This is a genomic window from Hallerella porci (assembly GCF_003148885.1).
Classification (GTDB): Bacteria; Fibrobacterota; Fibrobacteria; order Fibrobacterales; family Fibrobacteraceae; genus Hallerella; species Hallerella porci.
The window spans coordinates 1-24,597 of the sequence record NZ_QGHD01000012.1 but is presented as its reverse complement, the minus strand read 5'-3'; the positions used below and the strand labels follow the sequence as shown (position 1 = coordinate 24,597).

The 24,597-nt window shown below is 46.3% G+C and carries 19 protein-coding genes and 1 riboswitch; of the genes, 15 read left to right on the top strand and 4 right to left on the bottom strand.

Going from position 1 to position 24,597, the window contains the following annotated elements; translation table 11 throughout:
• Positions 1 to 4 precede the first annotated feature (4 nt).
• Positions 5 to 613, bottom strand: a complete 609-nt coding sequence (locus tag B0H50_RS07125; protein WP_353846921.1) for a DedA family protein — start codon at positions 611 to 613, stop codon at positions 5 to 7.
• A 440-nt stretch (positions 614 to 1,053) separates the two neighbouring features.
• Here B0H50_RS07125 and B0H50_RS07120 point away from each other — a divergent pair, with 440 nt between their 5' ends.
• From B0H50_RS07120 to B0H50_RS07110, 3 genes are all read left to right on the top strand, one after another.
• Positions 1,054 to 2,349, top strand: coding sequence for an O-acetylhomoserine aminocarboxypropyltransferase/cysteine synthase family protein (locus tag B0H50_RS07120; protein WP_109587479.1), 1,296 nt, complete (start codon positions 1,054 to 1,056; stop codon positions 2,347 to 2,349).
• Between the two features lie 114 nt (positions 2,350 to 2,463).
• A complete protein-coding gene (locus tag B0H50_RS07115; protein ID WP_106198884.1) occupies positions 2,464 to 3,303 on the top strand; it encodes a pyridoxamine kinase in 840 nt (279 codons plus the stop codon).
• Positions 3,304 to 3,548: 245 nt separating this feature from the next.
• Positions 3,549 to 5,843: an NADP-dependent malic enzyme gene (locus B0H50_RS07110; protein ID WP_106198870.1), complete on the top strand. Its 2,295-nt coding sequence runs from the start codon at positions 3,549 to 3,551 to the stop codon at positions 5,841 to 5,843.
• A gap of 89 nt (positions 5,844 to 5,932) precedes the next feature.
• Here B0H50_RS07110 and B0H50_RS07105 read toward each other — a convergent pair whose 3' ends face one another.
• Positions 5,933 to 7,243, bottom strand: a complete 1,311-nt coding sequence (locus tag B0H50_RS07105; protein ID WP_106198871.1) for a GGDEF domain-containing protein — start codon at positions 7,241 to 7,243, stop codon at positions 5,933 to 5,935.
• 269 nt (positions 7,244 to 7,512) lie between these two features.
• Here B0H50_RS07105 and carB point away from each other — a divergent pair, with 269 nt between their 5' ends.
• The 4 genes from carB (at position 7,513) to truA (ending at position 13,801) form a co-directional block, all read left to right on the top strand.
• On the top strand, positions 7,513 to 10,845 hold the full coding sequence (carB, locus tag B0H50_RS07100; RefSeq protein WP_106198872.1) for a carbamoyl-phosphate synthase large subunit: 3,333 nt from the start codon (positions 7,513 to 7,515) through the stop codon (positions 10,843 to 10,845).
• Between the two features lie 15 nt (positions 10,846 to 10,860).
• Positions 10,861 to 12,012, top strand: coding sequence for a glutamine-hydrolyzing carbamoyl-phosphate synthase small subunit (gene carA / locus B0H50_RS07095; RefSeq protein WP_109587478.1), 1,152 nt, complete (start codon positions 10,861 to 10,863; stop codon positions 12,010 to 12,012).
• 81 nt (positions 12,013 to 12,093) lie between these two features.
• On the top strand, positions 12,094 to 13,056 hold the full coding sequence (locus B0H50_RS07090) for a hypothetical protein (RefSeq protein WP_106198874.1): 963 nt from the start codon (positions 12,094 to 12,096) through the stop codon (positions 13,054 to 13,056).
• 1 nt (position 13,057) lies between these two features.
• Positions 13,058 to 13,801, top strand: a complete 744-nt coding sequence (gene truA, locus B0H50_RS07085) for a tRNA pseudouridine(38-40) synthase TruA (RefSeq protein WP_106198875.1) — start codon at positions 13,058 to 13,060, stop codon at positions 13,799 to 13,801.
• Here truA and B0H50_RS07080 read toward each other — a convergent pair whose 3' ends face one another.
• Positions 13,802 to 14,986 carry an acetate/propionate family kinase gene (locus B0H50_RS07080; RefSeq protein WP_106198885.1) on the bottom strand — a complete coding sequence of 395 codons (1,185 nt, stop codon included), beginning with the start codon at positions 14,984 to 14,986 and terminating at the stop codon, positions 13,802 to 13,804.
• Between the two features lie 116 nt (positions 14,987 to 15,102).
• Here B0H50_RS07080 and B0H50_RS07075 point away from each other — a divergent pair, with 116 nt between their 5' ends.
• Complete coding sequence (locus B0H50_RS07075) at positions 15,103 to 16,026, top strand: tetraacyldisaccharide 4'-kinase (protein WP_106198876.1); 924 nt, start codon at positions 15,103 to 15,105, stop codon at positions 16,024 to 16,026.
• Here B0H50_RS07075 and B0H50_RS07070 read toward each other — a convergent pair.
• A complete protein-coding gene (locus tag B0H50_RS07070) occupies positions 15,972 to 16,343 on the bottom strand; it encodes a rhodanese-like domain-containing protein (protein WP_146129190.1) in 372 nt (123 codons plus the stop codon). The two genes, B0H50_RS07075 and B0H50_RS07070, sit on opposite strands and share 55 nt — an antisense overlap.
• A gap of 138 nt (positions 16,344 to 16,481) precedes the next feature.
• Between B0H50_RS07070 and B0H50_RS07065 the strand changes: the two genes are divergently transcribed.
• From B0H50_RS07065 to thiE, 7 genes are all read left to right on the top strand, one after another.
• Complete coding sequence (locus B0H50_RS07065) at positions 16,482 to 17,195, top strand: pseudouridine synthase (protein WP_199191887.1); 714 nt, start codon at positions 16,482 to 16,484, stop codon at positions 17,193 to 17,195.
• 108 nt (positions 17,196 to 17,303) lie between these two features.
• Entirely contained in the window at positions 17,304 to 19,493 is a 2,190-nt protein-coding gene (locus B0H50_RS07060; RefSeq protein WP_233244601.1) for an Ig-like domain-containing protein, read from the top strand.
• 495 nt (positions 19,494 to 19,988) lie between these two features.
• Positions 19,989 to 20,092, top strand: a riboswitch (TPP riboswitch).
• Positions 20,077 to 20,217, top strand: coding sequence for a sulfur carrier protein ThiS (thiS, locus tag B0H50_RS13625; RefSeq protein ID WP_233244598.1), 141 nt, complete (start codon positions 20,077 to 20,079; stop codon positions 20,215 to 20,217). Its footprint overlaps the riboswitch before it by 16 nt.
• 68 nt (positions 20,218 to 20,285) lie before the next feature.
• Positions 20,286 to 21,032 carry a thiamine biosynthesis protein ThiF gene (gene thiF, locus B0H50_RS07050; protein ID WP_109587477.1) on the top strand — a complete coding sequence of 249 codons (747 nt, stop codon included), beginning with the start codon at positions 20,286 to 20,288 and terminating at the stop codon, positions 21,030 to 21,032.
• 94 nt (positions 21,033 to 21,126) lie between these two features.
• Positions 21,127 to 21,912: a thiazole synthase gene (locus B0H50_RS07045; RefSeq protein ID WP_199191889.1), complete on the top strand. Its 786-nt coding sequence runs from the start codon at positions 21,127 to 21,129 to the stop codon at positions 21,910 to 21,912.
• A 39-nt stretch (positions 21,913 to 21,951) separates the two neighbouring features.
• On the top strand, positions 21,952 to 23,322 hold the full coding sequence (gene thiH, locus B0H50_RS07040) for a 2-iminoacetate synthase ThiH (RefSeq protein ID WP_109587476.1): 1,371 nt from the start codon (positions 21,952 to 21,954) through the stop codon (positions 23,320 to 23,322).
• 35 nt (positions 23,323 to 23,357) lie between these two features.
• Positions 23,358 to 23,978 (top strand): thiamine phosphate synthase, encoded by a 621-nt coding sequence (gene thiE, locus B0H50_RS07035; protein WP_106198881.1) that lies wholly within the window; start codon positions 23,358 to 23,360, stop codon positions 23,976 to 23,978.
• Positions 23,979 to 24,597 lie beyond the last annotated feature (619 nt).

Genomic DNA, 24,597 nt, shown 5'->3' with positions numbered 1-24,597 from the left:
AAATTTATTTCGCTTTTTTATGTTTAATGCCGCGGAAAATAATGTAGCCGACGAAGAGAACGACGATTCCGAGCACGCCCATTGAAAGTTCGGAATTGTATTTCTGAATGAGATCGCTTTGTCCGTGCGCAAAGACGCCGAGAAGCGCTAAGACGATATTCCAAATGAGTGCGCCGAGAGCGGTAAAGGTGACGAACGTTTTTAATTTCATCTCGGCAATGCCCGCGGGAATTGAAATAAGTTGTCGAATCGCTGGAATAAAACGCCCGACGAAAGTAGAAACTGCACCGTGTTTACGGAAGAACGTTTCCGCTTGATCCACTTTTTTTGAATCGAGCAAACACATTTGCCCGAGACGCGAATCCGCAAATTTATAAATGATCGGACGGCCGAGAAATTTCGCTAAATAAAAATTGATGAGCGCTCCGAGAACTGCGCCGAGAGTAGCAAATAAAACGACTAAGACGATGTTCAAACCAGAATTCGGTTGCAGCGCTTTGTATGCGGCAGGCGGCACCACAACTTCGGAAGGAAACGGAATGAAAGAACTTTCCACCGTCATCAAAAGCGTGACCGTTCCGTAATTCAAATTGTTGCTGTACCAATCGGTAATTTTTGTATAAACCGAAGTCGAATCGCCCGCAAAAGCAGCCGTCGCTAAAAATAAAATCAAAATTGGGAAAAACTTTTTCACAAAAACCTCGGCTTTAAAATTAGAAATTTAAAAAGGTCTAGTCTTGAATTCGTGGCGCAAATTGACTAATTCTGAATTTTCCATTTTTGATGGATATAGCTTTTTTTTATAACTAGGAATCAAAAGATAGTATTAGACAATAACGAAAATCGATTCTAATTTATATCGCGTAAACAACAGAGCGAAACCGAAAGGAAATCGCTCGGAGGATTACGAAGATGAAAGATCGAATGTGCAATCCTAAAGGCTCGCGAGCCTAACCGCAATTCGCAAAAGCGCGCTGGAGCTTTGAATCTAGCAAAAAAATTTTCCGCGGAAATTTCCGCAAACCGGGATCATTCCCAAAGAGGTTTAATACTATGACGAATCAGAATCCGAATAAGAAGTACCGTTTTGAAACTCTCCAACTTCATGTGGGCCAAGAAGTCGCAGATCCGACAACGGATAGCCGCGCTGTTCCTATTTATGCGACGACTTCTTACGTTTTCCACAATTCTAAGCACGCTGCAGATCGTTTTGGTTTACGCGATGCGGGAAATATTTACGGTCGTTTGACGAATTCGACGCAAGGAGTTTTTGAACAGAGAATTGCGGCGCTCGAAGGTGGTTCTGCGGCACTTGCTGTCGCGAGCGGAGCTGCTGCGATTACTTATGCAATTGAAGCTCTTGCACAAGCTGGCGATCATGTGGTAGCGCAGAAAACGATTTACGGCGGCACTTATAATTTGTTGAAGCATACGCTCAAACCGTTTGGTGTTGAAACGACTTTTGTCAACACGCATGATTTGAATGAAGTCGAAGGCGCTATTAAACCGAACACAAAAATTCTTTATTTGGAAACTCTCGGAAATCCGAATGCCGACGTTTCGGATATTGACGCTTTGATTGAACTCGGGCACAAATACGGTCTCGCGGTGATTGTGGATAATACGTTTGGAACGCCGTATCTTTTCCGCCCGCTAGAACACGGCGCAGATGTCGTAGTGCACTCGGCGACGAAATTTATCGGCGGTCACGGCACAACTCTCGGCGGCGTCATCATTGAATCTGGAAAGACAAATTGGAAATCAGGAAAATTCCCGACGATTGCAAATCCGAATGAAAGCTATCACGGTGTGAGCTTTGCGGATGCGGTTCCGGGCGCAGCTTACGTGACGTATATCCGCGCAATTCTTCTCCGCGATCAGGGCGCAACGATTTCTCCGTTTGCCGCTTGGGCGCTCATTCAAGGAACCGAAACTCTTTCGCTTCGCATTGAACGGCACGTTGAAAATACGAAGAAAGTCGTCGAATTCCTTTCGAAGCATCCGAAGGTTGCTTCGGTGAGCCATCCGAGTTTGCCTTCGCATCCGGATCACAAAAACTTTGTGAAATATTTCCCGAAGGGCGGTGCTTCCATTTTCACTTTTGAAATCAAAGGCGGAAAAGAAGCTGCTTGGAAATTCATCGATAGCTTGCAGATTTTCAGTTTGCTCGCCAATGTCGCCGACGTAAAAAGCCTCGTTATTCATCCGGCTTCGACGACGCATTCCGAATTGAACGACGCAGAACTTGCGGAACAAAATATTTCGCAGAGCACGATTCGCCTTTCGATTGGAACGGAAAATATCGACGATATCGTGGAAGATTTGAGTCAAGCATTTGACAAAGTTTAAGGAGTTTTTTCCAAGGTGAAGAATGCGGTGCTTGTGCGCCGCATTTTTTAAAACGGAACCAAAAAAAAGAATTTGTTTTCTAAATTGTGTTTGCAAAAAAAAACGGAGAGTTTTATGGCTTACGATTATAAACGCGTTTTGACCATTCAAGATGTGTCCTGCATTGGACAATGTTCTTTGACCGTTGCGCTTCCGATTATTTCGGCTTGCGGCTTAGAAACTGCAGTGCTTCCTTCGGCAGTGCTTTCGACGCATACGGGTGGATTTACAGGTTACACTTTCCGCGATCTCACCGATGATTTGCCAAAAATTTTGGAACATTGGAAAAAAGAAGGCATTACATTTGATGCATTCTACACGGGCTATTTGGGAAGCGCAAAGCAAATTGAATATGTGCGCAATATTTTGCATTCGGTGCGTAAAGATTCTAGCGTGAATGTCGTAGACCCGGCGATGGCTGATAACGGAAAACTTTATCCGGGTTTTGACGCAGCATTTGTTGAAGCGATGAAGCCTCTTATTTCGGACGCAGATTTTGTTCTTCCGAATATTACCGAAGCCGCGATGCTTACGGGAAACGATTATCGTGAAACTTACGACGAAGCCTACGTAAAAAAACTTTCCGAAGATTTGATTAAGCTAGGCGCAAAAGCGGTCGTCTTAACCGGCATCGGTTACACCGCAGAAACGACCGGCGTTTCGGTTTACGAAAACGGAAAAATTTCGTATTATCCGCATCGGAAAATTGCGGGCGGTTGCCACGGCACGGGTGACGTTTACGCTTCGGCATTTGTCGGCGCACTTCTCCGCGGAAATTCTCCGTTTGAATCGGCAAAAATCGCGGCGAATTATACTCTCCAATGCATCGAAAATACAATCGGCGATAAATCGCATTGGTACGGCGTTAAATTTGAAACCGCATTGCCGGATTTGGTAAAACAACTGAACAAGTAAAGAGTTCTTTTTCATAGCAACAAAAAGCTTCTCCATTTTGGGGAAGCTTTTTCATTTTAAACGCTGTCAAATTTTGTCGCCGTAAAAATGGAAAGAGGAAAAATTTTATGAAAGATAATTCAGATAAATGAATTGAAACCGCAGCGGGAATTTCAAATGAAAGAATTCTTTTTTGCTAGGAATTATTTCTATATTTGCATAGCTCAAAAAGAGCATTTTTCGCTGGAAACAAAAAAGGATTTATCATGGCCAATCTTAATGAAGACGCTCTCGCCTACCATGCCAACGGCAAACCCGGAAAGATCGAAGTCGTTCCGACAAAGCCGCACAGTACGCAGACAGATCTCGGCCTCGCTTATACGCCGGGTGTCGCTGTCCCTTGCCTCGAAATTGAAAAGGATAATAATAAAGCCTACGATTACACGACAAAGGGAAATCTCGTCGCTGTGATTTCAAATGGTACTGCAGTTCTCGGACTCGGAGATATTGGTGCAGTTGCCGGTAAACCGGTGATGGAAGGAAAGGGTCTTCTCTTTAAGATTTACGCGGGCGTTGATGTTTTTGACATCGAAGTCAACGAAAAAGATCCGAAGAAATTTATCGAAATTGTGAAAGGCATCGCGCCGACTTTCGGTGGCATCAACTTGGAAGATATCAAGGCTCCAGAATGCTTTGAAATCGAAGAAGGTTTGAAGGCAGCTCTCGATATTCCGGTGATGCACGATGACCAACACGGAACGGCAATTATCAGTAGCGCAGCTCTTGTGAACGCACTTGATATTGCGGGCAAGCAAATTGACAAGGTGAAGTTGGTTGTGAACGGCGCAGGCGCTGCAGCAATCGCTTGCACTTCGCTTTATCTTTCTCTCGGCGTGAAGAAAGAAAATGTCATCATGGTGGACAGCAAGGGCGTGATTAGCAAAGCCCGTAAGAATTTGACTCCGCAGAAAGAATTCTTCGCTACGGATCGCACGGATGTGACGACTCTTGCCGAAGCGATGAAGGGCGCCGATGTGTTCCTCGGACTTTCGAAGCCGAACATTCTCACGAAAGAAATGATTCAGTCGATGGCGAAAAATCCGATTGTCTTTGCCCTTGCAAATCCGGTCCCGGAAGTTTCGTATGAAGTGGCGATGAGCTCTCGCGAAGACATTATCTTTGCTACGGGCCGCAGCGATTATCCGAACCAAGTGAATAATGTCATCGGTTTCCCGTATATTTTTCGCGGTGCTTTGGACGTTCGCGCCAGCGCAATTAACGAACACATGAAGCACGCAGCAGTGCGTGCGATTGCGGATCTCGCTCGCAAGCCGGTTCCAGAAGTGGTGAATATCGCTTATAACTCGGAACGTTTCTCTTACGGCCGCAATTACATTATCCCGAAGCCGATGGATCCGCGTCTTTTGACCGATGTTTCGATTGCTGTGGCAAAGGCTGCTATTGAAAGTGGCGTTGCCCGCAAGACGATTACCGATTGGGATGCTTATGCAGATAGCCTCCGCGATATGATGGGCTACGATAACAAGCTTATCCGCGGATTTGAAAATATGGCGCGCAGCAATCCGAAGCGCGTAGTCTTTGCCGAAGGCGCAAGCGTGAACATGATTCGCGCAGCCATTCAAGCGAAGGCCGAAGGAATTGCTATTCCAATTCTTCTCGGAAATCCGGAACGCATTCAAGAAAATGCAACGAGTGAACAGCTCGATATTTCGGGAATTGAAATTGTGAATCCGCGTGCAGTTGCTGAAGCAGATCGCCGTCTTAAATTCGCCAAAATTTATGCAGCAGAAAATGGCCGCAACGGCGTCACCACCGAAAAGGCGCGCGACGATATGTTTGAACGCAACCATTTCGGCATGATGATGGTCAAGGTCGGCGATGCAGACGCTTTAATTTCGGGCTCGAATTCTCGCTATTCGACGACGATTGAACTTGCGAAGGAACTCATCGGAATCCGCGATGATTACAAGCATTTCGGAGCGCTTCACATTTTGAGTACGAAGAAGGGAACATTCTTCTTGGCAGATACTTTGGTGAACCGCGACCCGGATACCGAAACCCTCGTCGATATTACCAAGCTGACTCATGACGCAGTGAAATTCTTTGCGCATGAACCGGTGATGGCGATGCTCAGTTACGAAAACTTCGGCGCTGATGAAAAAATGCAGAACGGTTCTGCGAACTCTGTCCGCGATGCGGTGAAAATTCTTCACGAACAGTATCCGGATTATGATGTTGATGGCGAAATGCAAGCGTCGGTTGCGCTCAACAAGGAACTGCGCGATGCGAAGTATCCGTTCAACACGCTCAAGGGAAAAGAAGTCAACACTCTCATTTTCCCATGCCTCTCTTCGGCGAACATTACCTGCAAAATGCTTCTCGAAATGGGCGTCGGCGAATCGATCGGACCTGTTCAAATGGGCTTAAAGAAGCCGGTGCATTTCACCGATGCAGACGCTTCTGTGCACGATATCTTTAACTTGACCGTTGCCGCTGTCATCGACGCCATCGTTCAAGAAAAGAAAGACGCTGCGAAGTAATGCAATACAAAAAGCCGTTCTATCGAACGGCTTTTTGCTTTTTTAAAAATGAAAATCGCACGCCATTTGGCGTGCGATTTTTTGTGAAATTATTTTGCGGTAGAATGCGAACAGCTGACGCGATTTTTTCCGAGCGCTTCGGATTCGTGCATCGCTTGTTCTGCAGAAACGATAAGACTTGCTGCATCGTTTGCGTTTTCGGGGAATGTCGAAATGCCGATGCTGAGAGTTGTCCGCAACGTTTCATCGCCGTAAGAAATGAGCAAATTCTCAATTTCGTAGCGGATTTTTTCGGCGCGCGTTTGCGTGCAATGTTTATCAGCTCCGGGGAGAATAATGCAGAGAGTATCTTCGTTAAAACGGCAAGGAATATCTTCGGCGCGAATGTAACGCGGAAGTCTTTGCGCAAGTTCCCAAAGAAGTTGATCTGCAACATGTTTCGCTTTGGTATTTTGATATTCTTCAAAATTATCGGGATGAAGCATAATCATTCCGATCGGAGTGCCGTGGCGACGCGCTTCGCTGACAGCGCGTTTTAATGCATCTTCCATATAACGCTTGTTGACGAGATCGGTTAATTGGTCGCGCAAACTTTGCGATTGGAATCGATGCTGCAAATTTTGATTCGCAACGAAAAGTCCGAAAGTCGTTGCAATCATCGAAACTTTTGTCTTCCACGAATCAACGGTTTCGCCCTGCGGCAATTCATCGACTTGAATCGTGAGAAGTCCAAAGCGTTCTTCTAATCCTTCGATGGGCGCGCAGAAAGAATATCCGATGGGACGCGCGTGCAAGTGCGTGCAACCTTTGCCTTGATTTTTATTCGAGTAATCGGCGACGACAATTTTTGCGTTATCAAAACAAGCGCACGCTGACTGAGAAATTTTCGTGTCGCTAATTTCATGCGGACCGAATGCAAAAATTTGCGCCAAATCCGTTTCCGATGCGCTGTCATACATATAAAGAACGCCGGATGCATTTTTGAAAATTCGCGGAAGAATAGCGCTTAATTTTTTCACCACTTTTGGGAACGGATGATTCTTCAAAATTTCTTGAGTAAAATCAATCCATTCGGCATCGGGAAATTCGGGTGCGATAATTTTTGGCGGAAGAGATTCTTGCATAGTCGGTTCCGCTTCGGGCGCTTCTTTGCCATCGACGATGGGAATCAACTGCGTTGCCGGTTTATTGGCGACTGCGGCGTCAAAATCTTCGGATTCATTTTTGTTTTGCTGCATCCGTGATGTGATGACATTGAAAAGCGCTCCGAGAACAGAGCCCCATACGCCGAGGAAAATGTAGCGCAGAGATGGAGAAAGCGACTCGTCTGGAAGAACATAGACGAAAATCACGCCGGCGAGAAACGTAATCAGCCAAATGATATAGAATTTCCAATTCATGCTCTCAATTTACAAATAAATTAAGAAGCGAAGATGTTTGGGAAAATAGAATGCTGAAATTAGAAGTCAGAAATCAGGAAATAGAAATTTGCGAAACGAAAATATTTTTACAAATTTGTCTTGTTTCGCTTCAAAATTTTCCGATGAAAAAACAATTTCCACGAGGACTTTTGGTCCTTTCTTTTTCTTTGAAAAAAAATAAAATTTTCCCTTTTTTTTGGCGCTAGATATTTCTAAAATTACGCCGATTTAGCTCAATCGAAGGTACTATGCCAAAACGTGAAGACATCAAAAAGATAATGCTCATCGGCTCCGGTCCGATTGTTATCGGTCAGGCTTGCGAATTTGACTATTCAGGCGTTCAAGCTTGTAAGTCGCTTAAGGCCGAAGGCTACGAGGTCGTGCTCGTCAACTCAAACCCGGCAACGATTATGACGGATCCGGATTTTGCAGACCGCACATACATTGAACCTTTAACCGCACAAGCGCTCACGGAAATTATTCGCCGTGAACGTCCGGATGCGCTGCTTCCGACTCTCGGTGGACAGACTGCGCTCAACCTCGCGATGAAGCTTCACAAGAAAGGCGTCCTTTCGCGCTACAATGTCGAGATGATCGGTGCTCGTCCGGATGTGATTAACAAAGCCGAAGACCGCGAACTTTTCAAAGAAGCGATGGAACGCATCGGTCTCGATATGCCGCAGAGCATTTCGGCAAACACATTGGAACAAGCAATTGCTGCCCGCGAAAAACTCGGCGTCTGGCCGGTTGTTATTCGTCCGGGTTTTACACTCGGCGGAACCGGTGGCGGTATCGCTCACAATCAAGAAGAATTTGAAACGATTGTGCAACGCGGACTTTATTATAGTCCGACTTCGGAAGTCCTTATCGAAGAATCGATTGAAGGCTGGAAAGAATTCGAACTCGAAGTCATGCGCGACCACAAAGATAACTGCGTGATCGTTTGCTCCATCGAAAACTTAGATCCGATGGGCGTTCACACGGGCGACTCGATTACGATTGCTCCGGCGTTAACATTGACAGACCGCGAATATCAAAAGTTGCGTGACGCAGCGATTGCGGTGATGCGTGAAATCGGCATTGACACCGGTGGATCGAATGTGCAATTTGCGCTCAATCCGAAGAATGGTCGCATCGTCGTTATCGAAATGAATCCGCGCGTTTCGCGTTCTTCGGCTTTGGCTTCGAAGGCGACGGGCTTCCCGATTGCCAAGTTTGCTGCCAAGCTCGCCGTGGGTTATACTCTCGACGAAATTTTGAACGACATCACCAAGGTAACGCCTGCTTGCTTCGAACCTTCGATCGACTACATCGTTACCAAAGTGCCGCGTTTCGCATTTGAAAAATTCAACGGCGCCGATACAAAACTCGGAACGCAGATGAAGTCTGTCGGCGAAGTGATGGCGATTGGCCGCACTTTCAAACAGTCCTTCCAAAAAGCGATGCGTTCTCTTGAAACGGGTCACGCAGGCTACGGCGCAGACGGTAAAGATGCGCGTTACGAATCCGTTTCGGACGAAGAATTAGCCGCAGAAATTGCGCGTCCTTCTGCAGAACGCATTTTCTTTGTGCGGGCAGGTTTCCGCCGCGGTTGGAGCGTGGATAAAATTCACGACATTTGCAAAATTGACAAATGGTTCCTTCGCGAATTGCAAGAAATCGCTCTCTTCGAAGACGAAATTCGCGCTGCAAAAACACTTGAAAATCTCGCCAAAGATAAAGCGCTTTTCCGCCAAGCAAAAGATCTCGGATTCTCGGATCGTCAAATCGCATGGATTTTGAAATCGAAAGAAATTCAAGTCCGCGAAGCCCGCGAAAAAATCGGCGTTGTGCCGAGCTTTGCCCAAGTCGATACTTGCGCAGCCGAATTCCAATCTTATACGCCGTATCTCTATTCGACTTACCGCTTCGACGACAATCATTTCGAAAATCCGACCGCAGGACAACTCGGCGATGGCACAGGTCTTCGCCCCGATGAAAAGCCGTCGGGCAAAAAGAAAATTATGATTCTCGGCGGTGGCCCGAACCGTATCGGTCAAGGTATCGAATTTGACTATTGCTGCGTTCACGCTTCCTTCGCTTTGCGCAAAGCGGGCTTTGAAACGGTGATGGTGAACTCGAACCCCGAAACGGTTTCAACGGACTACGATACTTCGGATAAGTTGTATTTTGAACCGCTCACTCTCGAAGATGTTTTGAATGTTTACCGCCACGAAAAATGCGATGGCGCAATCGTTCAATTCGGCGGACAAACTCCGTTAAATCTTGCGAATCAGTTGGAAGAAAACGGCGTGCACATTATCGGTACGTCGCCCGCGATGATCGACGCTGCCGAAGACCGCAAACTCTTTGGCGACATCGTGAACAAATTGCAGGTTTTGCAGCCGCCTTCGGGAATGGCGCAAACCGCTGACGAAGCCGTCGCCATTGCGCATAAAATCGGTTTCCCTGTTCTCGCTCGTCCGAGTTTCGTTTTGGGTGGACGCGCCATGTGCATCGTTCACGACGAAGCCGCTCTTCGCAAATACATGGAAGAAGAAGCGTTGGAAGTTTCTCCGGATCGTCCAATTCTCGTGGACCATTTCTTGGAACAAGCGACCGAATGCGATGTGGACTGCATTTCCGATGGTGAAACCGCAGAAATTTGCGGCATCATGGAACACATCGAACTTGCGGGCATTCACTCTGGCGACTCGGCTTGCACGATTCCGCCTCCGACATTCTCCAAAGAAATTCAAGCGCGTCTGCGTAAACTCGCCATTGACTTTGCACGAGAATTGCATGTTGTCGGTTTGATGAATGTGCAATTTGCTGTGCACGGCGATGATATTTACGTGATCGAAGTGAACCCGCGCGCATCGCGCACAGTTCCGTTTGTTTCGAAGGCGACGGGCATTCCGTTTGCAAAACTTGCCGCTCTCGTGATGGCAGGGAAGAAGCTCAAAGATCTCGGTTATACGAAACTCTTTACGCCGAAATATTATGCGGTGAAAGAAGCCGTGTTCCCGTTCGCCCGCTTCCCGGGTGTCGATGTGATTCTTTCTCCGGAAATGAAATCGACTGGCGAAGTCATGGGCCTCGATTACAGACATTCGATGGCTTACATTAAGAGCCAAGTGGGTGCAGGCAACTATGTGCCGATGAAGGGAAATATTTTCCTCAGCGTCAAGGATGCAGACCAAGAAACGGTCGTTCCTTATGCTCAGCGCCTTGTGAAACTCGGCTTCGAAATTTACTCCACCCGCGGAACAAGTACAGTTCTCCGCAATCATGGCATCAAAACTCACGGCGTTTTCCGCATCTCGGATGGTCGCCCGAATGTTTTGGATTTGATTGACGAAAAAGATCTCGCATGGATTGTGAACACGCCGACGCCGGGCGCAAAAGCCGCCAAGGACGAAGCGAAAATTCGCTCCACTTGCATTCTCCGCGGCATTCCAATCACGACGACCATCGACGCGCTTCGCGCAACAGTCGAAGGCTTGGAAGATATGAAGGGTGAATCGGGCGACGGAAAATTTGGCGTGGAAGTTTGCTCCATCCAAGAATATCAACGTCACGCTCCGAAGGTAAACGTTTAAGAAGGACCGCACAAAATGACATTACAAGAAAAATGGAAAATTCAGCGCGAACGCAAGGCATTCCTCGCTCTCGCAGACGGTAGCGTCTTTTACGGTTACTCGATGGGCGCTCCTGTCGATTCCTTTGGTGAAGTTGTGTTCAACACATCGCTTTCGGGCTACGAAGAAATCCTTTCGGATCCTTCTTACGCGGGCCAGTTTGTGACTCTCACCGAAACAGAAATCGGAAACGTCGGCATTAACCAAGCCGACATGGAAAGCGAAAAATTCCAAGCGGCGGGACTTCTCGTGCAGCAAATTAACGCGGATTCGAACTGGCGTTCCGAAGAATCTTTAACGGATGCTTTGAAACGCTACGGCATCCCGGCTCTCGCTGGAATTGATACGCGTGCGCTCACACTTCTTCTCCGTGAAAAAGGAACTCTCAAAGGTTTCATTTGCACATCGGGAAGCGTCTCTGCCGAAGAAGGCGTCGCCAAAGCAAAAGCTTGGGCGGGCTTGGATGGAATCGATATGGTCGAAACGGTCACTTGCAAAACGAAGTACGAATTCTCGGACAGTTTTGTAAATGATTTCGGCATGCCGAAAGAACTTCCGCCGGCTGATTTGAAACTCGTCGCTTACGATTTCGGCATCAAGCGGAATATTTTGCGCAACTTGCGGATGCAAGGTTTTAAAGTCACCGTTGTGCCGGCTTACACTCCCGCCGAAGAAGTGCTTGCGATGAAACCGGATGCAGTTTTCTTCTCCAATGGGCCGGGCGATCCTGCGGGCGTCAAGGATGCGGTGAAGAATGCAAAAGCAATCCTTGGAAAAGTTCCGGTGATGGGAATTTGCTTGGGCCATCAGATTTTAGGACTTGCAAACGGTGCGCAAACCGGTCGTCTTAAATTCGGTCACCACGGCGGAAACCATCCGGTGAAATTTATGGATACAGGTCGTGTGATGGTAACGTCGCAAAACCATAACTTCGCCGTCTTGGAAAATTCCATTGACCCCGAATCTTTGGAAGTGACGCATATCAATTTGAACGATCAATCCATCGAAGGATTCCGCTCGAAAAAATTCCCGATGATCGCAGTGCAATTCCACCCCGAAGCTGCTCCAGGTCCGCATGATTCGAACCCATTCTTCGAAGATTGCCGCAAACTGGTCACTGGAAAATAATCGGAAAAGTCAATTCAAAAGCCCGGCTAACGCCGGGCTTTTTGCGTGAAAAATCGCCGAAATTTTTGTAAATTTCCCGTTATGAAAAAGTTTATCGTTCCCGCAGTCCTTTTGGTGCTTGCTATTGCGCTTTTCGCTTTTTTAAAAGCGGATCCGTTTGAGCCTAAGCTGGATGGAGGACGCTACTTAGCCATTCGTGAAGAAATTGACGAAGCCGATATGGCTGTATTTGCTGCCGCCGAAGATCCTGCGGCAAAAGAAATTGCGATTAAAACGCGAGATTCTTTGTGGGGAGTTTTAATTGCGATGCGCAATTTAGAACCCGAAGGAAAGGCAACCAAAAGTGAGGTCACCGAAAATGCAAAAAGCGAAAAAGAAAATTCTAGTTCGAATGCCTTTTTGTTTATCATCGGCGGACTCATTTTACTCATCGTCATTCTCGGCGGCGTTTTCCTCTTCTTAAGAAATCGTCAAGAAGCGATAACGCGTCAGCTCGAAAAAATCCGCGAAGAAAATCGTTTCAAAACGCCGAAAGGCGGCCTCGATGATCCGACATTCGTCGATCGCACAAGAGTCCATCGCCGTTCGATTATCGATGATGTTACGAATCCGGAATCGGGAAATGCCAATTCGCAGCAAGAAGCAAAAGATGCGACAGTCCCCGCGGACGATGTCGAATTTGAAAATGCGAAAGGCGAAATTGAACGCCCCGTGCTTCGTCCCACGGCAAAAGAACGCATTACAAAAGCATTCCAATCTCTTTCGGATACATTAACCGGACTCACTGTCCCGAAAGGCGTTCACCGCGATCCGGATAAAACGATTAAGTATAAAGCGCAAAGTCACAATACGATTTATACGACTGCGGTTCCGAAACCGAATCCGCTCGAAATGACGCGCTTTGACCGCGAACGCCAAGACAAAGAAAAAGTTTTGCAGTTAAATCGCCGCGGACTTACGCCGTCCGAAATTGCGCGGAGAACGCAGCTTTCCGAAGAACAAGTGGAAACGGTGATTCGCATTAAACGCGAAACCGGAGAATAAAATGCGTTACCGCTTTCGCTGCGAATATTTAGGCAGCGCATACTTTGGCTGGCAAGAACAAAACGAACACGGCAAAACAAAATTTGTAACCGTTCAGTCGGCGTTAGAAGAAGCGTTCCGCATCGCTTTGCGGACTCCAATTGATTTAGTCGCCGCGGGACGCACAGACACAGGCGTTCACGCCCGCGGACAAATGGTGCACTTCGATTACGATGGCGAAATCGATTGTCAAAAATTGATGCGCTCGATCAACGGACTCGGAAAACGCACCGTAAAAATTCGCGAATTAGAAATTTGCGCTCCCGATTTTCATTCGCGTTATGACGCTGTTTCGCGCTATTACGTTTACACTCTTTTCACAAGACCCGTTGCTCTTCTCCGCGATTTTGGTTGGGAAATCGGGCATTTGCCTGTCGATTATGAGCTGATGGAACGCGAAGCAAAATCTTTTTTAGGCGAACACGATTTTATCCGATTTTGCATTCCGCGAAATGATGGGAAAAGTACAGTTTGCAATCTCACCCGATTTGAACTCAAAAAAGTCAACGATTACATTTCGGAATGGCACATTCAAGGAAATCGTTTTTTGCATCGACAAGTCCGCGCTATGGTCGGGACGCTTTTTGATGTCGGGCGCAAGCGTTATCCCGCGGGAACGGTGAACGAAATTTTCGCCGATAAATTTAAGGGCGAACGCACAATGGCGCCGCCCCAAGGTTTAGTTCTCGAAGACGTTTTGTATTAACTACTTCACGCTCTTCGCATATTCTGCGGTATCGAGAGCAATCAGCAATTCTTCATTGGTCGGAACTACCATCGCGAGCGGCTTTGAACCTTCGACGGTGATAATGTGATTTGAATTTTCGCCGTTATCTTCGTTGCGCTTTGCGTCCATCTTGAATCCTAAAATGGCCAAATTTTCAAGAGTGATTTCGCGGACAACGCGGCTGTTTTCGCCGATGCCACCGGTAAAGACGAGAGCGTCTAAACGCGGAAGCGCCATCGTGAGACCGCCGATTTCGCGGGCGAGTTTATAGCAGAAAACTTCAAGTGCAATTTGTGCGCCTTGATGACCTTCGGCAGCTTTCTGCGTAATCGTGCGCATATCATTGCTTAATCCCGAAAGTCCGAGAAGTCCGCTTTCTTTGTTCACGAGTTGATTCAAACGATCGATATCAAATCCGAGTTTTTTGTTCAAGAAGAAAAGAATCGCCGGATCAACAGAACCCGAACGAGTTCCCATGACAAGGCCATCGAGCGGAGTAAATCCCATCGTCGTGTCAACGCATTTGCCCGCATGAATTGCGGCACAAGAACTTCCGTTGCCGAGATGCGCAGTAATCAAATTCAATTCTTCGGGCTTCTTTCCTAAAATGCGAGCGGCTTCGGCGCTGACATAACGGTGCGAAGTTCCGTGGAATCCGTAACGGCGAATTTGATATTTCTCGTAATAGGAATACGGAATGCCGTAGAGGAAAGCTTTGCGCGGCATCGTCTGATGGAATGCGGTATCGAAAACAGCGAGCTGCGGAAGAGTCGGGAAAATTTCTTTGGCGACTTCCATTCCTGTCGCGTGAGCGCCTTCGTGTTGCGGCGCAAACAAAATAATGCTGCGGATGTAATCGATGAGTTCTTGCGTCACCGGTTCCGACTTAATGTATTTTCCGCCATGAACGACGCGGTGACCGACCGCTTCGATGGTGTTGATGAGTTTCTGCGAAGTGAGAAATTTTTGCACTTCGATCACAGCTTCTTTGTGAGTCGGGCAATCGAAATGAAATTCCGCTTTGCCTTCGGGGCCTTTTGCTTTAAAGTGTCCGTTGACACCGATATTTTCAACAAGACCATTCGAAAGAGATTCTTTCTTTTCCGTATCAATGACGGCAAATTTGACGGAAGAACTTCCGCAGTTTAACACGAGAATGCGCATAGTTTTACCTTTGAAAAAGTTTTGATTAAAAAGTAAAAAAAGAAAGGTCCAGAAAATTTTTTGATTTTCCATTTTCGTTTTAAGAATCCAAAAAATGGAATTTCTAATTTAATGCGGTGAAATTTTTCCCGTTAAAATTTGCGTTTGCGTGTTTATATCGCACAGGCTATCTGCTTTTGCGCAAAACGATTTACCGCCCGAAAGAAGCGCTGAAAAGTCCCGTGATAATTCTCGGGTCATTTCTTGCGGGCGGCGCTGGAAAAACGCCACTTACCATTGAACTTGCGAAGCGTTTTTCCGCGGAGGGACTCCGCGTGGCAATTCTTTGCCACAGCGCCGCTTGGGACGAATGCAAGCTCATCGCAAAAAAAGTTCCCGCAGTTTCTCTTTTCAAAACGCAGAACCGTTATGCAGTCGCCCAAAAAATCGACGGAAAATTCGACGTCATTCTTTCGGACGGCGGTTTAGAAGATTCGCGATTTGTCGGCGCAAATATTTTCATTTTACGCTGGAATGAATGCGCCAAAAAAATCAGCGATTTAATTCCCGCGGGCAAATGCGTGAGCCTTGAAAAAGATCATCCGCTAGGAAAATTGACGAAGCAAATTATTTGTTCTGAAAAAATTTCTGCCGCAGAAAAATCAAAAATTACCGAAGACGAATGCGTGCAATTTTTCATCGAAAAAATTCAGAACGCAAAGGGCGAAAGTTTGCCGCAAAATGCGGAATGTGCTGTCGTTGTGGGAATTGGAAATCCCGAACGTTTTGTGCGCGATGTTAAAAATTTTGGAGCTCGCGTTTCGCATTTTCGTTTTCTTCCCGATCATGCGAAAAATTACGAAGCGAACATTTTACAAGAAATTTCTCGCGGGCAAATCATCGTCATCACCGAAAAAGATTTTGTGCGCTTGCGCCCCGAAATACAAAAAAGCCCGCTCCTCTACATCGCAGAAGAACGGGTGAAAATCGGAACAAAAATTTTTTCTTACTTAAATGCAGCCGCTGGCGGCGCTGCTAAAAATCCGCCGTCGACATTATAAATTTTCGTGTAACCTTGCGCCGTTAAAAATTCCGAAGCCGCTTGGCTGCGTTTTCCGCTGCGGCAAAAAACGAGAAGGATTTTATCTTTGGGAAGTTCGCCGAAGCGTTCTTGAATTTGTTGAAGAGGAATGTTAATCGAACCCGCAACAGTTCCTTGCGAAACTTCGCCCGGTGTCCGCACATCTACAAATAATGCGGTTTTATTTTTCTTTTTCATTTCGATTGCTTTATCCCACGAAATGGTTTCGTAAGCGGGTGACGCAGCAAAAGCGTTAACGCAGAAAAGAGCGAGTAATGCGAGAAGAATTTTTTTCATCGGATCTCCAATTTTTAAGTTCTCTTCAATTTTAAAAAAGAAAAATCGAATTGGAAAAATGCATTTCAAAAGAGAATGAATTTTAGGAACATTTTCATTTGTTCGCAAAGAATTGTCTAAATTAAAAACGGAATTCAAATGGAAAAATTTTTTGGCATCGCACGCGTTTTAAATAAACGCGGATATTGTTCCCGCTCGCAAGCCGAAGCACTTGTGCGAAATGGTCGCGTTTCACTCAACGGAAAAATTGTTAGGAATCCCGAAACGCCGACCGCAAAAAATGCAAAAATCGCAGTCGATGGAAAACTCGTTTTAGAAACGGCATTCGTTTATTTTGCGATGAATAAACCGCGAGGAATTGTGACGACGGCGTCCGATGAAAAAGGCCGCAAAACGGTGATGGATTTACTCGAAGGAAAAATGCAGCAGCATGTTTTTCCGATTGGACGATTGGACAAAGCGAGCGAAGGCTTGCTGCTTTTTACAAACGATACCGCATTCGCCGACAAAATTCTTGCGCCCGAAACGCATTTCGAAAAAGAATATCACGTTTGCATTTCTCGTGAGCCGACCGAAGAAGAATTGACGCAAATGCAAAAAGGCGTTCTTGTGCCACCGCGAATTTTTGGAAATTCTCCCGAAAAAATGCGCATGGAAAAAGTTCGCATTTTACGACGCGGAGAAAAAAATTGTTGGATTGCAGTCATTTTACACGAAGGAAAAAATCGCGAAATTCGTCGCATCTTGCAAACATTTGAAATCGAAGTTTTGCGCCTTATCCGCGTTCGCATTGGAAATTGGACTTTGGGCGATTTGCGCCCCGGCGAAATTCGGAAAATGGATAAAATTTAAAATTGGAAATGGCACAAAGTGTCGCGTAGTCTATAGACAACTCTTTCCTCGAACAGCTCTCGTCAAAAGAAAAAACGCAAAGTAGATTTATTCCAAAAAGGATTGGTTATGCGTTTTTGTTTGAAAAATTTATCGGCTGTACTTTGTTTTTCCATTTTGGGCTTGACGAATGCGGGCGCAGAACCGCTCGCTTTTCCCGAGGCGTTGGGCTTTGGTGCAAATGTTACCGGAGGACGCAATGGAAAAGTTTATCATGTGACCAATTTAAATGATTCGGGCGCGGGCTCTTTTCGCGATGCGGTTTCGCAAAGTAATCGCATCGTCGTCTTTGATGTCTCGGGAATTATCAATTTGAAAACGGCGGTTTCCATTAAAAGCAATATCACCATTGCGGGACAAACCGCTCCGGGCGAAGGCATTGCGATTCACGGCGGAAAACTTTCAACGGGAAAACAATCCAACATTATCATTCGTTATTTGCGCATTCGCCCCGGAGAAAATACAGCGTCCACAAAAGATGATGCGTTGAATCTTTACGATTCTAAAAATGTAATCATCGATCACTGTTCCGTAGAACTTGCGCCGTGGAATAATTTCGGCGGTTCATCGGATAACGCCAATTACAGAATCACAGGAATCACGGTTCAAAATTCTTTAATTGCAAATCCAATCGGTCAGCAATTCGGCGCGCATATCGAATCGGTCGATGGCACTTGGGCGTGGTATTATAACGCTTTCATCAATACGCACAACCGAAATCCGCTCGATAAAATCAACGATATTTTTGTGAACAACGTGCATTACAATTACGAAGCGGGCTACACGACGCACACGAGCACAAAATTCAAACACGATATTATCAACAATTATTTTGTCTACGGTCCGAAAGGTTCAAACACTTGGTTTCAAGTCGATAAAAATCAGAGCATTTACGAAAGCGGAAACATGGTCGACAACAACCGCGACGGAAAATTAAACGGCTCGGGCACAAAAGTTTCGTGGTATCAAGGAGTCGGAAATCTCTTAAATGAACCTTGGAGCGATGTGACGAAAAATTGTCCGATTTTAAATGCGCAAACGGCGTGGCGCTATGTGAATTCGCAAAGCGGCGTGCTTCCTTACGACGATATCGATTCGTTAATTTGGTATCAAGCGAGCACATTAGGGAAAGCGGGCGCTCTTGTTAAAAGCGTTTCTGCAATGGGAATCAAAACGAATAACGGTTGGGGAGAAGTGATTACGGGAAAAGCAGAAACCGATTCCGATAAAGATGGCATTCCTGATTATTTTGAAAAAGCGATGGGGTATAATGCAAACAAAGATGATGCGACGACAAAAGAATCGGACGGCTATTTAAGAATTGAAAAATATATCAACTGGCTTGGCGCCATGCACACGCGCGTGCTTCAAAATTCCGAAGTGAAATTTGATTTGAAAAAAATCACAAAAGGATTCCAAGATGCAGCGCCGACTTATCAAGTGAGCGATGCGAAGAGTGGAACTGTGACATTAGAAAATGGAAGCGTTGCAAAATTCAAACCGGCGGCAAATTTTACAGGACTCGCTTCGTTTAAGTATAACGTCAAAGGAAACGACGGCTCGGATTATACGGGACGCATCGAAGTCTTAGTCGAACCTTCGAATATTACGCCGGTTTCGTCAAGTTCAACGGCAAAAAGTTCATCGTCAGCGGCGCCGACTTCGTCGAGCTCAAATGTTCAAGCGTCGATTGTGAAAAATGGCGCAGGCTCGCAATATCAAACGATTACTTTGGGCGAATCGATTGTGCCTTTTGCGTATGCATTTAGCGGATGCTCGGGCGTAAAAATTTCGGGAATGCCCGCGGGCATTGATACGCTTACCAAAGTGAGCGAATCGAAAATTTACATTTCGGGAACGCCAACGCAAGCGGGAACTTTTACCTATAAAGTGAAAACGGTCGGAGCGATAGAAAACATCAGCCGTGAAGCCATTTTAGTGGTGAACGATTCATCTAAAATCGATACAGCGATTATTGATACCGCAACGATTGATACGACTGAAGTGGATACGACGACAGGAATTTTTGTGCGCAATTTACATTTTGAAAATCAAGCGCAATTCAATTTAAGAACTGGCGAATTATTTAGCCCGCGCGCAGGCTTTGCCAAAGTCTATGTGCTCGATTTGCAAGGTCGCATCGTGAAAAAATTTACGGGCAATGTCCACGCAGGAATTACGAATTTAGATATGAAAATCGGAGAAATGGCAAAAGGAAAATACATCGCGAAAGTGGAAGTGAAATCCATTCAGAATTGATAAAGCATCATTCCTTTCTCCATTCAATTTCTTCTGTTGTATCAGCTCCGTTTATTTGGGCGACTGGATTTTTGCTCAAGTAGCCTAAAAATATGGTTTTACTTCTATACACGCAGGGCATTGCGAAGGGATGACAAACTCTAAGTCATTCTGAGTGAAGCCGTAGGCACAACCGCCGTGTCATCCTGAACGGAGCCGAAGGTGAAGTGAACGGATCTAGCAGTTCACATTAAGCCAAAAAGTTTTAAAAATGAGTTCCCGCGGTAATGCAAGATCTTAGAGCTTAGAGTTTTCTAAGATCAAAGCTCTCAGCTCTAAGTTCTCAAAACCCCGGCGCGCCATCATCTACATTTCTCATTTAAAAAGCCTTCCCGCAGCGTTGCAAGAACGAATTTGACATGTTAAAAGCCTTGCCGCAGCGAAGTCGCCTTAACATTCCTAACTCGCCGAAGGCGAAGCCGTGCGCACTCACCCCTCATTTCTAATTTTCTAAATTTATTTCACACGGGAGCTGGTGTAACCGGCTGAGAGGAAGTTGAAAACTTCGACCGAACCTGATTTGGATAATGCCAACGGAGGTAACGTGATAAAGGTAAATGGTGTTGATATTGAAGCCGACGGAAAGTCTTTTGCAGGCAAGTCCGTCGCAGAATATCTGAAGACTACGGATTACGATTGCAAACGGATTGCTGTCGAACGCAATTACGAAATCGTACCAAAATAAAAATACGCGGAAACGCTTCTTTCGGATGGGGATAATCTTGAAATTGTGAGCTTTATGGGAGGCGGCTAATGTCTTCTTGTAAAATCTCGCGAGAACAGATGCTTGCAGCTCTTGTCGAGCGGCAAGGGAAAGAAAACGTGGCGAAACTTCAAGCGGCGACGGTCGCCGTTTGCGGGCTCGGCGGGCTTGGTTCGAACATTGCGATTTCTCTTGCACGAGCGGGAGTGGGCAAATTGATTCTCATCGATTTCGATACGGTCGATGTGACGAATTTGCACCGCCAACAATATAAAGTTTCTCAAGTCGGCGAGGAAAAGTCGATTGCCCTTGCCGAAAACTTAAAAGAAATTGCGCCTTACTTAGAAATTGAATCGCATACGGAACGGATGATTCCCGAAAATGTGGAAACGCTCATCGGGCAGGCAAATGTTGTCTGCGAAGCTTTTGATAATCCCGAAGCCAAAGCAATGCTTGTGAACGCAATCCTCGAGCGCAACGCAGAACTTGCCAGTCAAGGAAATTTGGACAAGCAACAGTTTTTGGTGGCAGCTTCTGGAATGGCGGGCTTTGGCGAAGCAAATGAAATTACGACGCGACGCATTTCAAAAAAATTTTTTTTATGCGGAGACGGAAAAAGCGATGTAAATGCAGGCATTGGACTCATTGCCCCGCGAGTCATGCTTTGCGCAGCGCATCAGGCGATCACCACCATCCGAATCATTTGTGGATTTGAAACAGAAACGCTGTCGAGTGGCCCTATGATGTCATCCAGACAGCTCAAGGAGTCGTCTAGACAGCTCAACGTGTCATCCTGAGCGTAGCGATATATGAAACTTGGAACTTTAGTTCCTTAGTTGAATTAAGCCCTTTGGGGTAGGATCTAGCATTTAATAAAAAAGGACATTAAAAATGGAAAATGAAAACTTGAAAAACGACCCGCTTTTTATCGGCGGACACGAACTTCATTCCCGCTTTATTTTGGGCTCGGGCAAGTATTCGCTCAAGCTCATTGAAGCTGCGGTGCAGTACGCTGGCGCTGAAATCATCACTTGCGCCGTTCGCCGCGCAAATACCAAGGAACACGAAAATATTCTCGATTACATTCCGAAAAGTGCGACGCTCCTTCCGAATACTTCGGGCGCTCGCAACGCCGACGAAGCCGTTCGCATTGCGCGCCTCGCCCGTGAACTTGGCTGCGGCGACTTTGTGAAAATTGAAATTATGCGCGATACAAAGTATCTGCTTCCCGATAATTACGAAACGGTAAAAGCGACCGAGATCTTAGCGAAAGAAGGATTTGTCGTGATGCCGTATATGTATCCGGATTTGAACATCGCCCGCGATTTGGTGAACGCCGGAGCGGCTGCGGTGATGCCGCTTGCGTCGCCAATCGGTTCGAATCGCGGACTTTCGACGAAGGATTTTATCCAAATTCTCATCGACGAAATTGAGCTCCCGATTATCGTGGACGCGGGTATCGGTAAACCGTCCGAAGCTTGCGCCGCGATGGAAATGGGTGCGGCTGCGGTCATGGCGAATACAGCGCTTGCGACCGCGGGCGATTTGACGCGGATGGCGACGGCTTTCAAAAAGGCAATTGAATCGGGCCGAGAAGCTTACTTAGCAGGCCTTGGCCGCGTACTTGTGCGCGGTGCGAGTGCAAGCGATCCGCTTACCGGATTTTTGAGAGATTAAAATCGTAAAACTGAAAAATTTTAATTCATTCAAATCATTATGAAAGATTATCACGACGAACGCTATTTTATTGATTCCGAAACGCTTTCCCCAGCGGCACTCGAACGCAAACACCGTCTAGAAAATGACCCGAGTTCACGAACAAATTTCATGGAATACATGAAGGGAATGGAAGTCATCAAATCCGATGTTTATAATCGGGTGATGGCTCAGGTCGATAATTACGATTATTCAAAATATTCCGCAGCCGATGTGAAGCGTGCATTAGAACATAATACGTGTAGCGTCGAAGATTTTAAGGCGTTGCTTTCGCCCGCGGCGGCTCCATTCCTCGAAGAAATGGCGCAAAAGGCGAAAATCGAAACGGGCAAACATTTTGGCAACAGCGTCTATTTCTTTACGCCGATTTACATTGCGAATTACTGCGAAAATTACTGCATCTATTGCGGTTTCAACTGTTACAATCATATCAAGCGGATGCAGCTTTCGATGGAACAAGTGGAACACGAGATGAAAGTCATCGCAGATAGCGGCATGGAAGAAATCCTTTTGCTAACGGGTGAAAGCCGCGCGAAAAGCAGCGTCGAATATATCGGAGAAGCTTGTAAATTAGCCCATAAATATTTCCGCATGGTGGGCGTCGAAGTTTACCCGATGAACACGGACGAATACAAATATCTTCATGAATGCGGCGTGGATTATGTGACCGTCTTCCAAGAAACCTATGACAAAATCCGCTACGAACAACTTCACCTGCTCGGTCACAAGCGAATTTATCCGTATCGTTTTGATTCGCAGGAACGCGCCCTCATGGGCGGCATGCGTGGCTGCGGTTTCTCGGCTTTGCTCGGCCTCTCGGATTTTCGTAAGGATGCTCTCGCGAGTGCGTTGCACGTATATTATTTGCAAAAGAAATATCCGCACGCCGAAATGAGTCTTTCGTGTCCGCGCCTTCGCCCGATTGTGAATAACGATAAAATTAATCCGCTCGATGTTCACGAAAAAGAACTTTGCCAAGTGCTTTGCGCTTACCGAATTTTCATGCCGTTTGTGGGGATTACCGTTTCGAGTCGCGAAACCAAAGAATTCCGCAACGGTATCGTAAAAATTTGCGCCACCAAAATTTCGGCAGGAGTTTCTACCGGAATTGGTGATCACGAAAGCAAATACAAAGAGGAAGATTGTAAACCGCGCACAGCTGAAGAAAATGCTGCGATGGCAAAGGGAAACGCGAGCAAAGTTTCTTCCTCGGCGAATGCTTCGACACCTGCCGAAGCGCAAGCTGCTGACACCGCAAACGAAGGCGATGAGCAATTTGAAATCAGCGATTCGCGCAGCTTTAACACGATGTACAAAGACATTAGCGGCGAGGGATTACAGCCCGTGCTCAACGATTACTTGTATGTTTAAACCGAGAAAAATTGCCATTCTTTTTGAGACGAAAAATGTTAGACACGACTCTTTACTTTATTACGGATAGTTCTTCGGTGAGTGCAGAAAAATTTCTGCCTTCGGTAGAAGCCGCGTGCAAGGGCGGGGCAACGATAATCCAGCTCCGCGAAAAGAATAAATCGACGAGAGAATATTTGGAACTAGCCGCAAACGTGCACGAGATTACTGCGCGTTACAAGGTGCCTTTGATTATCGACGACCGTGTCGATGTTGCGCTTGCCATTGGAGCCGAAGGCGTTCATGTAGGGCAAACCGATATGCCCGTCGCGATGGCGAGAAAACTCATGGGTCCGAATAAAATTGTGGGCGCAACCACAAAGACGGTGCCGCAGGCGCTTGAAGCGTACAAGCAGGGTGCGGATTATCTCGGCGTGGGGGCAATTTATCCGACGACGACTAAGGTGGTGACAATTCTTACGAGCGTCGAAACGCTCAAAGAAATTGTGAAGGCAGTTCCCATTCCCGTGAACGCTATCGGCGGCCTCAACAAGGAGAACATCGGCGTCCTTCGCGGAACAGGAATCGCAGGCATTTGCGCCGTTTCGGCTATTCAGAAATCGTCGGACCCGGAAGCCGCTGCCCGCGAACTCAAAGCCGCGTTTCTCGCGTTGTAAAAGAGTTTTGAACTTTCGCATTTAAACCGCAGCGAAGCCGCAAAACTATTCCGCAGAAAGTCTTTTATAATTAGAAATGAGATTCCCTTTTGCGTTCGCAAAAGAGAAAGCCCGCTTGGATTCAATTTATAATGGATAATTAACAATTAACAATTATAAAGTTAGGCAGCTTCGCTGCAGTTTATAACAAGCGCACCAAAGGCGCGCCTAATTCTCAATTGTGCATTGGCTAATAGTGCATTGAAACTAGCGCTTCGCGCGGTAATGCAAGATCTTAGAACTTAGATTTTAGAGCTTAGAATTTTCTAAGATCAAAGTTCTAAGCTCTAAGTTCTCAAACTCTGCCATGGGCAAGGTGTACAACTTGTGAACAACCGGCGAAAAATCGGAAAACACCACGCAAATACATCGGAAATAGCCGTTACAAGCAAAAAATAAGCGTAAAAAGGAAAAAAAATTGAAAACAGCCCTTGCCAAACGGATTTAGATTTCTATAATTGGCGCCACTCAACGAGAAGTTGAGTAACACTCCGAACGAGATTCGGACTGGCTTATTGAAGGATTTGGAGATGTGCTTGAGTGATGCTCTAGTCAATAGAATTGATTAAGAAAGCGTGAC

Bases quoted from the DNA above. Each gene is read 5' to 3' on its own strand.
- B0H50_RS07070 (WP_146129190.1), bottom strand. From the start codon at position 16,343: ATGAAAAAAATTCTTCTCGCATTACTCGCTCTTTTCTGCGTTAACGCT.
- carB (WP_106198872.1), top strand. From the start codon at position 7,513: ATGCCAAAACGTGAAGACATCAAAAAGATAATGCTCATCGGCTCCGGT.
- B0H50_RS07090 (WP_106198874.1), top strand. From the start codon at position 12,094: ATGAAAAAGTTTATCGTTCCCGCAGTCCTTTTGGTGCTTGCTATTGCG.
- thiH (WP_109587476.1), top strand. From the start codon at position 21,952: ATGAAAGATTATCACGACGAACGCTATTTTATTGATTCCGAAACGCTT.
- B0H50_RS07120 (WP_109587479.1), top strand. From the start codon at position 1,054: ATGACGAATCAGAATCCGAATAAGAAGTACCGTTTTGAAACTCTCCAA.
- carA (WP_109587478.1), top strand. From the start codon at position 10,861: ATGACATTACAAGAAAAATGGAAAATTCAGCGCGAACGCAAGGCATTC.
- B0H50_RS07080 (WP_106198885.1), bottom strand. From the start codon at position 14,986: ATGCGCATTCTCGTGTTAAACTGCGGAAGTTCTTCCGTCAAATTTGCC.
- B0H50_RS07065 (WP_199191887.1), top strand. From the start codon at position 16,482: ATGGAAAAATTTTTTGGCATCGCACGCGTTTTAAATAAACGCGGATAT.
- B0H50_RS07060 (WP_233244601.1), top strand. From the start codon at position 17,304: ATGCGTTTTTGTTTGAAAAATTTATCGGCTGTACTTTGTTTTTCCATT.
- B0H50_RS07110 (WP_106198870.1), top strand. From the start codon at position 3,549: ATGGCCAATCTTAATGAAGACGCTCTCGCCTACCATGCCAACGGCAAA.
- B0H50_RS07105 (WP_106198871.1), bottom strand. From the start codon at position 7,243: ATGAATTGGAAATTCTATATCATTTGGCTGATTACGTTTCTCGCCGGC.
- B0H50_RS07115 (WP_106198884.1), top strand. From the start codon at position 2,464: ATGGCTTACGATTATAAACGCGTTTTGACCATTCAAGATGTGTCCTGC.
- thiF (WP_109587477.1), top strand. From the start codon at position 20,286: ATGTCTTCTTGTAAAATCTCGCGAGAACAGATGCTTGCAGCTCTTGTC.
- thiE (WP_106198881.1), top strand. From the start codon at position 23,358: ATGTTAGACACGACTCTTTACTTTATTACGGATAGTTCTTCGGTGAGT.
- truA (WP_106198875.1), top strand. From the start codon at position 13,058: ATGCGTTACCGCTTTCGCTGCGAATATTTAGGCAGCGCATACTTTGGC.
- B0H50_RS07045 (WP_199191889.1), top strand. From the start codon at position 21,127: ATGGAAAATGAAAACTTGAAAAACGACCCGCTTTTTATCGGCGGACAC.